13 protein-coding genes are annotated in these 11,957 nt (G+C 58.1%); 6 read left to right on the top strand and 7 right to left on the bottom strand.

Translation table 11 applies throughout. The features are described from left to right. Positions 1–6: 6 nt before the first annotated feature. A complete protein-coding gene (gene rfbC, locus SPHPH_RS0100310) occupies positions 7–588 on the bottom strand; it encodes a dTDP-4-dehydrorhamnose 3,5-epimerase (RefSeq protein WP_028964923.1) in 582 nt (193 codons plus the stop codon). Positions 589–796: 208 nt separating this feature from the next. On the opposite strand from rfbC, the gene SPHPH_RS20615 reads away from it, so the two are divergent. Further along, positions 797–1,456: a PglD-related sugar-binding protein gene (locus SPHPH_RS20615; protein ID WP_162143902.1), complete on the top strand. Its 660-nt coding sequence runs from the start codon at positions 797–799 to the stop codon at positions 1,454–1,456. Here the strand turns inward: SPHPH_RS20615 and SPHPH_RS18385 are convergent. The 6 genes from SPHPH_RS18385 to SPHPH_RS0100275 form a co-directional block, all read right to left on the bottom strand. Beyond that, on the bottom strand, positions 1,416–2,537 hold the full coding sequence (locus SPHPH_RS18385) for an aromatic ring-hydroxylating oxygenase subunit alpha (RefSeq protein WP_051272719.1): 1,122 nt from the start codon (positions 2,535–2,537) through the stop codon (positions 1,416–1,418). The two genes, SPHPH_RS20615 and SPHPH_RS18385, sit on opposite strands and share 41 nt — an antisense overlap. 33 nt (positions 2,538–2,570) lie before the next feature. Then, on the bottom strand, positions 2,571–3,326 hold the full coding sequence (locus tag SPHPH_RS0100295) for an SDR family NAD(P)-dependent oxidoreductase (protein WP_037487764.1): 756 nt from the start codon (positions 3,324–3,326) through the stop codon (positions 2,571–2,573). Beyond that, positions 3,323–4,372, bottom strand: a complete 1,050-nt coding sequence (locus SPHPH_RS0100290; protein WP_028964920.1) for a 3-oxoacyl-ACP synthase III family protein — start codon at positions 4,370–4,372, stop codon at positions 3,323–3,325. Before SPHPH_RS0100290 ends, SPHPH_RS0100295 begins: the two co-directional genes overlap by 4 nt. 1 nt (position 4,373) lies before the next feature. Continuing rightward, positions 4,374–4,586, bottom strand: a complete 213-nt coding sequence (locus SPHPH_RS0100285; protein ID WP_028964919.1) for an acyl carrier protein — start codon at positions 4,584–4,586, stop codon at positions 4,374–4,376. Between the two features lie 19 nt (positions 4,587–4,605). After that, positions 4,606–5,655: a ketoacyl-ACP synthase III gene (locus SPHPH_RS0100280; protein ID WP_037487761.1), complete on the bottom strand. Its 1,050-nt coding sequence runs from the start codon at positions 5,653–5,655 to the stop codon at positions 4,606–4,608. 82 nt (positions 5,656–5,737) lie between these two features. Beyond that, entirely contained in the window at positions 5,738–6,562 is an 825-nt protein-coding gene (locus SPHPH_RS0100275; protein WP_028964917.1) for an alpha/beta fold hydrolase, read from the bottom strand. 308 nt (positions 6,563–6,870) lie between these two features. Between SPHPH_RS0100275 and SPHPH_RS0100270 the strand changes: the two genes are divergently transcribed. The 5 genes from SPHPH_RS0100270 (at position 6,871) to SPHPH_RS18380 (ending at position 11,884) form a co-directional block, all read left to right on the top strand. Continuing rightward, on the top strand, positions 6,871–8,016 hold the full coding sequence (locus SPHPH_RS0100270; protein ID WP_028964916.1) for a DegT/DnrJ/EryC1/StrS family aminotransferase: 1,146 nt from the start codon (positions 6,871–6,873) through the stop codon (positions 8,014–8,016). Then, positions 8,013–8,618, top strand: a complete 606-nt coding sequence (locus tag SPHPH_RS0100265) for a sugar transferase (RefSeq protein WP_028964915.1) — start codon at positions 8,013–8,015, stop codon at positions 8,616–8,618. Before SPHPH_RS0100270 ends, SPHPH_RS0100265 begins: the two co-directional genes overlap by 4 nt. Before the next feature lie 63 nt (positions 8,619–8,681). Next, positions 8,682–9,977, top strand: a complete 1,296-nt coding sequence (locus SPHPH_RS0100260; RefSeq protein WP_156025722.1) for an MATE family efflux transporter — start codon at positions 8,682–8,684, stop codon at positions 9,975–9,977. Next, positions 9,950–11,116, top strand: a complete 1,167-nt coding sequence (locus SPHPH_RS0100255) for an O-antigen polymerase (protein ID WP_037487759.1) — start codon at positions 9,950–9,952, stop codon at positions 11,114–11,116. The genes SPHPH_RS0100260 and SPHPH_RS0100255 overlap by 28 nt, the downstream gene beginning before the upstream one ends. 27 nt (positions 11,117–11,143) lie before the next feature. Then, the gene (locus SPHPH_RS18380; protein WP_051272717.1) at positions 11,144–11,884 is read left to right on the top strand and encodes a glycosyltransferase family 2 protein; all 741 of its coding nucleotides are present in this window, start codon (positions 11,144–11,146) and stop codon (positions 11,882–11,884) included. Positions 11,885–11,957 lie beyond the last annotated feature (73 nt).

Here is an 11,957-nt window from a genome sequence, read left to right as displayed (position 1 = left end):
CGGTCCTCAGGCGAGCGGCGTCAGCGGACGGCCGTCATAGGCGAAGGGGCTGTCGAAGTCGGCGAGCGTCGGCTGCACCTTGTCCTTTTCGCTCAGCTCGGGCGTGACGCCGGCGGGGAGCGGCCAGTCGATCCCGACGCTTTCCCAGCGGATCCCGCCATCATGCGCGGGGGCATAGGTGTCCGAGCATTTGTAGGTGACCTCGCAATCGGGCTCGAGCGTGACGAAGCCGTGTGCGAAGCCGACGGGGATGAAGAGCTGATGGCCGTTCTCGGCGCTCAGTTCGGCTCCGACCCACTGCCCATAGGTCGGCGAGCCGGCGCGCACGTCGACCGCGACGTCGTAGATCCGTCCGTTGACACAACGCACCAGCTTGTCCTGCCCGCGCGGAGGCGTTTGGAAATGCAGCCCCCGCAACGTGAAGGCGGGCGCGGAGAGCGAGTGATTGTCCTGCACGAACGTGCAGTCGATGCCGAGCGCGGCGAAGGTCTCGCGGTTGTAGGTCTCGGTGAACCAGCCGCGGCTGTCGCCGAAACGGCGTGGGCGGATGAGCTGCACCATCGACGGACGTGCATTGTCCACTGACATTACCACCTACTAAACGGCTGAACCAACAATTGACCCGCGCTGTACATGGCTGGCAGCCTCCCGTAAACACGCAATCAACGCCAAGATAATCATGATAAATGCAAGCGTGACATAGATAGCTAAAATCTTCAAAAGCATATTTCAATGTAAAACGCACCTACATCAATGTCTACATTTGATGTACGGTCGAAATAGAGAAGGAATTATTGTGAATAAGGATACTCGGCTGATATTGGTTGGTGGCGGTGGTTTTGGTCGTGAACTTGCCTCGTGGACCGATCATTGCGCCGAGGCGGGAAGCCTTCCGCCCTTAGCCGGGTTTATCGATGACCGCCCTCAGGCGATGGACGGCCACATTACCCCTTGGCTTGGACACTTTAAAGATTTTCGAGTAAACGACGAGGATAGATTTCTGCTCGCAGTCGGTAATCCGGCTACCAAAGCTCTCATGGTTGAGTCTTTGCGCGAGCGCGGAGGGAAGTTCGCTTCCCTTATCCATCCTAGTGTGGTGCTTGGTCGAAATCATCGACATGGGGAGGGCGTTATCATGGCGCCGTTCTCCATGAACACAGCTGATACAGTCCTCGGCGACTTCGTGACTATTTTATCATTTTCAGGGCTTGGTCACGATGCATCAGCCGGTGATTTTACCACTATCAGTTCACATGTGGATGTAATGGGAGGCGCAAATTTAGGAAAACGGGTCATGGTGGGATCCGGCGCTCGCATCATGCCCAACATTCATGTCGGTGACGATGCGCGGATTGGCGCCGCCGCATTGGTACTTCGCCGCGTTCCGGCGGGGGCAACAATGTTCACGCCGGCTGCTAAGCGACTTCGTTTGGGAGAACCTCGTTCGTCGTCGTGACGGAAGCGCGTCCTGCCATCATCTGCGTGTAGGCATCGTGAAAAGCGCGAATCCGTACTTCTTCGGCTCCAAGGACCGACGGGCGATCGGCCGCGATGATGCCCCGCTGGACCGTTTCCAAGATCGCACGGTCTTCTTCGATGACTTGGAGCGCAAGAGCCGAACCTTGTTTGTTGATCGCATCCTGCCGAAGCCGACCGGCGTCAGTCAATTCCACGTTAGGCTCAAAAAGCCGGACGCGCAGCGTCGTCGTGAGAGCGCCGTTCGGCAGCGCGTGGCCAACGTAGAAGGCTGCGCCTTCCGTCGACGAGATAAACAGATTGGGAAAGACATAGATGTGAAAGAAAGAGTCATGCACGAACGTGCGGCTGTCGAGATGAGAAACAATTTTCTTCCGCAGTGCTTCTCGCCGAGTCGGGACGCGCGGGAAATGACTGCTGGAATGCAAGCCGGCGTTTTGGATATCTGCGATCGGCCTTCGCCCTACACCAAGACCGGTGACGAACGTCTCGGGATGCACCGTCGAACAATGGTAACATTCCAGGACGTTCTCGACCAATAGCTTCCAATTGGCCGCGTGCGGCACCGACCCATAATACGTTTCTTGCCCGATATGTCGGCTTAGATCGGCGAGCAACGACGCGAAATCACCAAGGTACTCCTCCAGAGAAGGCCCTGACAGATCGCGTGACACGAACACGAACTTCCCGCAGGACGCGACCTTGTATCGCGTTAGGCACAGACGGGCTGGCTCCGCATCAGTCGGAATGAAGCCACCTTTACCAAGCGGCATACCTGCTGCATCGAAGACCCAGCCATGATATGCGCACATCAGATGCCGGTTACCTCGATCCACAGTCTGGATCAGGTTAAGTCGGTGCGTGCACACGTTCTTGAAGGCGCGCAACTCACCCTTGAAATTTTGTACCACGACCGAATCGCCGAGGTAATTTACGCAAACGAAATCGCGATTGCTGGCCAACTCATCGGTCATAGCAACAAATTGCCAACCGGTCTTAAATAGCTGCATCAGCTCGGTGTCGAGTAACGCAGAATCATGATAGTTGATGTTCGGGATCATCAAAAAAACGTCCCTTGAAGGTGCAGATTAGCGCTATTTGGCCGCGTACCCGCCGTCTACCGGCAGATCAATGCCGGTGATCCACCGCGATGCATCGCTCAACAGGAACATGACGGCATTAGCGACATCTTCCGCACGCCCAAATCCAAGCGGATGAAGGTTGCGGTAGTTCCGTACCATTTCCTCGCTCACGGAATTGGCGAAATCATGATGCATCTCGGTTTCGATAGCTCCGGCGGTGATCGCATTCACGCGTATGTGCCGATCGGCAAGTTCCACGGCCAGCGCCCGTACCATACCGCTCGTTGCGGCTTTGGATGCCGAGTAAGCGACCATGCCGCGGCGCCCGCGGAGCGCAGAAACCGACGACATGAACACCACAGATCCATGATCGTGCATGACGTTCTTTCGGCTGATCGCTCGGGCGACACCCAAAGCGCCGAACACCGCGGCACCGAACAATTCCTGTATCTGGCCTGTTTTCGTCAGCCGCATTGGAGCAACCAGACTGATGCCTGCCGAATGGAAAATGCCGTTGATTGCTCCGTCGACCGCAATGGCCCGAATGGCATCGTCCGCAGCGTCGTCGCTCGCCAGGTCCACCACCATCCAACGATGTCCGCCAGTGCGTTCGGAAATATCGCGAAGCCGCTCTTCATTCCGTCCGAGCAGGACCAGTTGTGCACCGCTATCCGCTAAACCGAGCGCCGCGGCACGACCAAGGCCTGAGGAGGCGCCAGCAATGACGATCTTCTTGCCGGCAAACGGGCGAGATGATGTGCCATTCACGATGTAATGGTTTCTACACAGGCAAGTCGACCAATCGTGATCGATGCAGACGCCCAGCTGTACCCGACGCCAAATCCAAACATGGCCAGCCGCATTGTCGAGGAACGCAGCCGCTCCGACAGATCATCAGCAATCAAGAGCGGAATAGTCGCGCTGCTTGTGTTCCCATAGCGATCGATATTAATCGGAACCTTGTCGGTTGGCAACTTGCTCTTCTTGGCCAAATGCTTGATCATAAACGCATTAGCCTGGTGGAACAGGAACGCGTCGTAATCGTCGGCCGACGCTTCGGCCAAGCGAAATGTGTCGGCGACGAGTGGCGGCACGGCCTTGAGGGTAAAGGTGAATATTTCTCCGCCATCCATAAAGAGGCGGGTCTGATCGTGATCGCCCCGCGCTGCGCCATCACGAAACGCGCCCTGCGGAATGATGAGATTTTGTGCACCGCGGCCATCGCTGCCCAGCACGAAGCTGGCAACGGGGGCAAGGGGATCGTATTCGATCGCCGTCACGCTACCAGCGTCGCCGAACAGCAGCGCCGTTGAGCGGTCGGACGGATCGACAACCCGGCTGCTCGTATCACCGACCGCCAGCAGGACACGACGCGCCGCCCCGGTCGCGACCATCGTCATCGCAAGCCAGAGCCCGTACGGATACGCCGAGCAGCCAAGATTCACATCAAACGCGATGATGCCGGGCCGCAGTTCAAGCCGCGCCTGCAGAACAGCGGCCGTCGCTGGCAATCGGTAATCCGGCGTTTGCGAGATGAATAAGATCGCATCGATCGAGTCCGTCGACCAGTCGAGGCCTGCCATCAGCCTCGTTGCAGCCTCGGCGCAAAGGTCGGACGTGGTGGTATTTGCATCGACCCAGTGACGATGCGCGACCCCCGTCATCTTTGTGACTTCAGCGACACTCTCCCCAAACCGCTCGACGAAGACATCGTTGCCGACACGGTGCGGCGGCACGCAGGCCACAACACCCTTTATGCTCGCGTTACCGACAACGGCAGCACGACCGGTAGCAAGTTCGGGAAGATTGTGCATGTCAGGCCGCTTGCGCCGCTTTCTCAATATCGCCGACCGTCCTGCATTCCTGCAAGGTGTCTGCACCGATCGCTTTGTCGAACACTTCGTCGACCAATGCTATCGTGGAAACGATCGCCAGAGAATCCCAGGCTTCGCCCAACTCATAGTCCGCATTGATCTCGGTAGCGTCAACCTCGAGGATTTCTGCCATACCTTCATAGAATTCCGACATCACAACTTCTCCAAAAAGGTCAAAAGGTTACTATTGCACCAGCCCATGACAAGCCGACGCCAAAACCCAAAAGCGCCACGCGCGATCCTTCCCCCAAGCGTCCGGATGCGATCTCTTGCTCGAGAACGAACGGGATTGTAGATGACACGGTGTTGCCAATTTGCTCATAACGCCGGGGCATTTTCTCTTCTGGGATTTTCATCTTCTTTTGAAGAGAATCCAACATGAATTTGTTGGCCTGATGAAGAATGATGGCCGAAAGATCAGCCTCATCCAAGTTCGCCCGCTCAAGAAGATTGCGAAACATGGTCGGCACCTCCCGCAGCGTGAAGCTCATTACAGCAGCGCCATCCATGAAAAGATCATCAGCGCTGCGCACGTTGCCGGAGCGATCTTCGACCTCGACGGAACTGCAAGCATCCGATGGGCGCCGAAACCCACCAGCAGGGACGATCAACCGATCGGCGCCACTACCATCCGTGCCGAAATTGAACGGCCCGATACCGGCGTCACCTTTCCCGTCGGCGCAGATTAGGGTTGCCGCAGCGCCATCGCCGAAAAGCGTACGCACACTTTTGTCGCGGTCGTTTATATACTTTGAATAGGTATCAGCTGTAACCAGTAGAATATTGCTGGCAGCGCCTGCACTTATCAACCCCGCAGCGAGTGACAGTCCATAAACAAAGCCAGAGCATCCGAGATTGACGTCGATCGCGCCGATCGCCTTACGTAGCGAGAGCCGCTCCTGCAGGATGCAGGACGAACTCGGAAGAATGTGGTCGGGCGCCTGCGTACACAGGATAACGAAGTCGACCAGCTCACGCGGCTTAGAATTTTCAGCGAACAGCCGCTCGGCAGCGGCAACGGCGAGATCAAGCGCGGTTTCGCCTTTCGCCGCGATCCGGCGTTCCCGAATGCCGGTTTTTTCAAAAATCTTGTCGGCGGTCCAGCCCGAAAACTCAGCGGCCAGTTGCTCATTGCTAAGAACCTCGTCCGGCACATGCGTCGCGACACAGGCGATACAGGCAGGAACATCGTGACGCGAGCGCGCAAGAGGAAGGGAGGGCATGATGGTCACGATCTCGGTGGCCGCTTTTAGGGGAGCGCTTCAGCTTCGTCTACGGCAAACTGGCCGGGCCACGCGGCAAGAGCTAGCGCCCGCATGCCGCGATCAAGAAGGCAAGTTGCGCCTGCACCATCTGCGGACCGTTCGAGTGAAGCTCATACAAATGCCCACCCGCTGGAAGCACATCCGATGTCATGTGTGACGTGTTACCAAATTGTGCCGCAAACTTGCCGGAAGCCAACTCAGCTAGATCCCATATTTTTTCATGCTCTGATAGAGAAATGGAAATTGGCATCGTCAGGCGCGCGGCGATCGCATCGAAACGCCGGGGCCATGCCAGCAGCACTTCGCAAACCTCGTCCAAATGCCAAGTCTCCGCGGCGCTCCGGAGCGCGATCGGCGCGCGCCAGTCGTATGTGCCCCTTGGGCCGAAGAAGAAGTCGATGGGAGGCACTCGATCTCTATCCGCCTTGAAGTCGGCCAACCACGACAAGGCCGCCTCGGTGGGAGAGCGGCCAATACCCGAAACGGCAATGGCACTGATGCGTAGCCGCGACGCAGCGGCAAAGGTTAGTGCCACCGCGCCGCCGATGGAATGGCCGAGCAACACCATCTCCGACGACGAACGCCTCGGCATCATCGCTTCCAAGAGCCCGGTTAGCAGACCCGCCGCTTCGACGATCGGACAGGCCGACCCGCCGGGCACGCTCAGGCCATGCCCCGGTCGGTCCACAAGCAAGACGTCAAACCCTTGTTGAACGGCGCGCTCGGCGACGGAAAAACCCGGCAGATGGAAATACCGGCCGTTGCATCCGCCGCCATGTAGGCACAGCAACAGCGGCGCACCGTCACGACCGCACGGGATCAAGCGACCAGCGAGCTGGTTGGCGGCGACAAGAACCTCTTTCATCGGCAGGATCGGACATCAATCATCGTTTGCTCGCAGCGTTGAAGTAGTGAGTGGACGAGGCTGAGGCATGGCGCGTTTCGATAAAGGTGGGTGCCGTCCGACAATGTGTGGCAGTCGGATCGGGCCGGCACCGACCCATGATCGTTAAACTAGCAAGCCGCGGCACGAGCGCCTATGCCATAAGCGTACATCAATTGCCGGTCCGAAGTTGAAAATCGACAGGGAACCAGCCAAGGGCGCTGCGCCGCGCGGATCGTTCACCGGTTCGGTCCAAGCCGGAGCGACGGGACGTGATCGAGGAGTAAGGCGTGCATCAAGTCAATCCAAACCGGATGTTTCTGTCGTCTCCTCACATGGGCGGTGCGGAGCGCGCGCTGGTGGAAGAGGTATTTGCGAGCAATTGGATAGCTCCCACCGGGCCGATGGTTACTCGGTTTGAGGAAGATCTCGCGCGTCTAACCGGCACGGGACATGTCGCTGCGCTCTCCAGCGGAACGGCCGCACTTCACCTGGCGTTGCGGCTATCGGATGTCGGCCCCGGGGATGAGGTATGGGGCGCGACCATGACGTTCATCGGCGGGGTGGCTCCAATCCTGTATCTGGGAGCCAAGCCGGTCTTTCTGGATGTCGACCCGGACGATTTTCTGCTCGACCTGGATCTACTCGAGACGCAGCTGAAGACGGCACGTGAGCGGGGAACATTGCCTAAGGCGCTGATCACAACAGATATTTACGGTCATGTCATTGATGGCAGCCGAGTAGCTGCACTTCGTCGAGAATATGGTTTCGTATGGATCAGCGATACAGCAGAGGCAGTCGGCTCCTATCGCGACGGTCAGCACGCCGGAAAAGGCGCTGATTTCATCATTCTTTCATTCAACGGCAACAAAATCATCACGACATCCGGCGGAGGCGCTTTGGCAAGCGACAATGCGGAAGCGATTGATCGCGCCCGCTTCCTTTCAACACAGGCTCGTGATCCGGCGGCACATTACGAGCACACGACGTATGGCTACAACTACCGTCTGAGCAATGTTTGTGCAGCGATCGGCGTCGGGCAGCTGCAGGTCCTTGTTCAACGGGTAGCGCGGCGTCGCCGGATCCATTCGCTGTATCGCGAGCGCTTGGGCGCGTTGCCGGGCTTCGGCTTCAGCGGCGAGGCACCCGGGATGCAGGCCAACCGCTGGCTTACGACGGTGCGGATCGGGCCGCAGACACGCGGTTTGGACAGCGAAGCCATTCGCCTTGCCCTAGAGGCAGACAATATTGAAAGCCGGCCGCTATGGAAGCCGATGCATTTGCAGCCCGTATTTGCAGACGCTTCGTATTTTGGCGGAGACGTGGCGGCGCAGGCGTTTGCCGAAGGGCTGTGCCTGCCCTCTGGCTCGTCGATGAGCGACAACGACGTCGACCGGGTTTGCTCCATCATCGAAGCGTTGGCGAGGTCGCGATGAGCCTGAAGCGCGCGATCGACATTGCAGGCGCGCTGACCGGACTGGTCTGTCTGTCGCCCGTAATCGCCGCAACGGCGGTGGCGATCCGGATCACAATGGGAAGCCCCGTCTTCTTCCGACAGGCCCGGCCGGGCCTTGGGGGGCGCCCGTTTACCATGATCAAGTTCCGCACGATGGCCAACGCCCACGACGCCGCCGGCCGGCCGCTTCCCGATAGCCAGCGGCTGACACGAATTGGCCGGCTGCTGCGGTCGACCAGCCTGGATGAGCTTCCCGAATTGTGGAACGTGCTGGTCGGCGATATGAGCCTGGTCGGCCCGCGCCCCCTGCTCACCGCCTATCTGGACCGCTACTCGCCCGATCAGGCGCGACGTCACGACGTGAAGCCGGGCGTGACCGGCTGGGCGCAGATCAACGGCCGCAACGCGATTTCATGGGACGAGAAGTTTGCGCTCGACCTGTGGTATGTCGATCATCGCTCTACCTTGCTCGACTTACGCATCCTCTTCGCGACCGTCCGCCAGGTAGTCTGGCGCAAGGGCATCAATTCGTCGGAAGCGGCAACCATGCCTGAGTTCACCGGAAACAATCCGCTTGACTAAGCGGATTTCACCGCAACGCTGCCCGCCAGTCTACCCTAATCAGCAGTGGAACAATATTAGAGCATGACCCCATATCGGACCCTCCCCAAGAAAATGGTTCCAATACTGCGGGCGACGTATCAGAACAAATTTTTTCTTTGGAACATGTTTGGCAACATCGGCCCACTCGTTTTTGCGCTGTTCGCCGTTCCCTATATCTACGGCAGTTCTTCTAAGGAATATGTGGGTTTTCTGACGATCGTCTGGGCAGCGATCGGATACACCGGTCTATTCGATTTCGGACTTTCGCGGGCCCTTTTCTATTTTGCGGCCGCAAGCAAGTTCAACCGCGAAACTGACCTAGAAGGCGCAATCCATAAATCGGTCGTCTTCGCGGTTGTGATCTCGATCGCGATCAACGTAATCCTGCTCGTCTTCAAGGACAGGCTCCTGTCTCATTTCGGCATGCGTGGCGCCGATCAACTGGCCGCGTTCTTCATCATATCGTCCAGCCTTCCGATCTATCTCGTGTCGAACATGATTCGGTCGTCGCTGGAGGGGCTGGAACTGTTCAAGGAAGCGAACATCTTCAAGTTCGCGGCCTATATATCGCTGTTTTTTTGTCCTGCAGTGTTGATCTATTCCGATGACCGGTCGCTATCACATGTTTGCGTGGCGTATGGGGTGATCCGTTTGCTATGCTGCCTGTACGCGTTCGCCAAGCTCCTTCCCCGCCTGTCCGAGCGCCGGCTACCGGCCGCCGAGCGGGTCACCATTCCGATGACGAAAATCTTGGGCTTTGGCGGCTGGGCGACCGTGTCGTCCACCATCAGCCCACTGATGGTATATGGCGATCGCTTCGCGCTGGCATATTTCAACGGCGCGTCAGCGATGGCGATCTATGCTCTCCTCCAGGAATTCATTGGTAAGACGATCCTGCTGAGTTCGTCCTACGTTACCTCCATCCAGCCGAAGCTTGGGTATCTCACCGAACCGGAGGCACGCGGCCTGTTTCGACGGGAGCACAGGAACGTCATTATACTGTCGGTACTCGTGTACACCTGCTGCCTGCTGGTTTCACCGGTCTTCGTCGCGCTGTGGTTGAACGTCCGCATCGCTGAGGTAGCGTTCCTGGCGGTGGTGTTATCGATCGGCTTCATGTTCAACTCGATGGCGCAGGCGCCTCTTACCTATCTTCTCGCACGTGGACACCCCAAGCGCATCGCGCACGCCCACATCATTGAAGCGTCGCTCTATTTTCCGCTTCTTGTCTTTGCCGCCATGCATCATGGCGTCTTCGGCGCGGCCATCGTCGGCGTTTTTCGTCAGATTTTCGATTATGGGATCTTGTCATGGCAGGCTCGACGCCAAACCGCTTAAGCGAATACCTGCCGATGCTGGCGTTCGTTGCGGCATGGGCTCTTCAAATCGTCTATTTCGTCGGGTACGACTCCCGCATCTTTTTTACTTACGGGTTCGGCGTCCTCTCCTTGGTCCTGTTGGCGGTAGGGTCCTATGTGACGGGATATTTCGCCTGCAAGATCATGCCGCTCGGCAAGGCGATCGCCGATCCGCCCGTTCGTACCCTGAGCGATATCCGCGCTACGACCATCTTGATGCAGGTCACCATCGTCATGGCGGCCATTCTCGTCACCGCCAACATCCTGCTGCCGCTAGCGCGCGGCATTTCGCTCTCGACGGCGCGCGAGCTAGCGCTGGAGGCATGGGAAAATGGAGGCGTTCTTCCCCGGATTGTCGCGGTAGCGGTGAACGTCACTATTTCGTTCAGTCTGATGATGATCGTCGACCGGATCGACATCAAGGGAAGGTTTCCATTCTTGCTGGTCCTGCTCTTCGTCGCGCTGACGATCGCCGCTTATTCCCGCGCCCATCTTCTGATGGGCTTGTCAATCATCTCTACCAAGTGGATTTCTCAGTCGAAATACCGCCTTTCCTTTATCTTCTTCGTTTTCGTGCTATTCGCCGGCCTTTTCTCGATATTGTCGGTTATCACGAGCGTCGGCAGTGCCGATCGTGGATCCGGAATCGAAGATATCCTGAAGAGCGTCGAAGTCTATGCCTTCGGAGGTGTTGCGGGATTTGAATTCTACTATACCACGGGCTTTCCGCAATATGCGTCTTTACTAACGATTCCCAGATTTATGTACTATTTCATTCCGGGAATTGGCGTCTTGCCGCCGTCTTACTTTCCCTTCATCGACACGGTACCGCCGATCAACGTGTTCAGCGCTCTCTATCCGCCGTTCCACGACTTCGGGGCAACCGGCTTGGCGGGCTTCTTCCTGTTATACGGTTTCATCTCGGCGCTCGTCGCTTTCCTGTTTCAGCGCCGCCCCAATCGCTATCTATGCATCCTGTCAGGGTTCCTTCTTTACGCCGCGCTGATGAGCCCGTTCGACGACCAGTATATCCGCGGTCTGACCATTCTCATTCTCATGCTGACCGGGGCGGCGTTGTACGGTTTCATCCGCCGCGCGATCCGCGCCGGCCTAGGGTAGGATGCTTCAATGTCAGAGCAAGGTCACATGTACGGCGGCGTCTCGATCCTCGTGGCGACCTACAACGGCGCTACCTATCTGGCGGAGCAGATGGAGTCGATCTTGGCGCAGGTGTCGCCGGACGACGAGGTCATCGTCGTCGATGACTGTTCATCCGACAACACCTTCGCGATGCTGTCGGACTATGCGCGCCGCTTTCCGGCCGTCATCGCGCTGCGCAATGAAAAGAATCTCGGAGTCAGGAAGACGTTCGAAAGGCTCCTCCATCTGGCGCGGAAGGACATCGTGTTTCTCAGCGATCAGGATGATATCTGGGTCCAGGGGCGCAAGGCGCGCATGACAGACGCACTTCGGCAGGACGGCTGCGTTGCGGTTCTCGCCAATTCGCTGATCCTGACGGAAAACGGGGTCGACCGTGCCTTCTATCCCGAACCGCATCATCCGGCTGTCGCCTCCATCTGGCGAAACTTCGCGCGCAACGCCTTCATCGGCTGCTGCATGGCGTTCCGGCGCGACATACTGGCCATCGCGCTTCCGTTTCCGGAGCGATTGTCGATGCACGACTGGTGGCTTGGCACCTGCGCCATGGCGGTCGGCCGGGTGTGCTACCTGCCCGAACCGTCGCTTCTGTATCGTCGGCACGGCGGCAACCTGTCCTCTAGCACGCGTCGCCCCTGGCGCGTCGTGTTGAGGGACAGGCGCGTCAACCTGCGGGCGCTTACGGTGCTGGCGGGGCGGCTCGTGCGTTATCGCCGCATAGCCCGATGAACGGATGCAATGGTCGGACGCGCGGTACGAGGAATGGCATTGTCATGACGCTAAGCCGACGCTCGCTTCTGGC

The sequence above is a fragment of the Sphingomonas phyllosphaerae FA2 genome (assembly GCF_000427645.1).
Taxonomy (GTDB): domain Bacteria; phylum Pseudomonadota; class Alphaproteobacteria; order Sphingomonadales; family Sphingomonadaceae; genus Sphingomonas; species Sphingomonas phyllosphaerae.
This window is presented reverse-complemented; position numbering and strand designations above follow the sequence as displayed.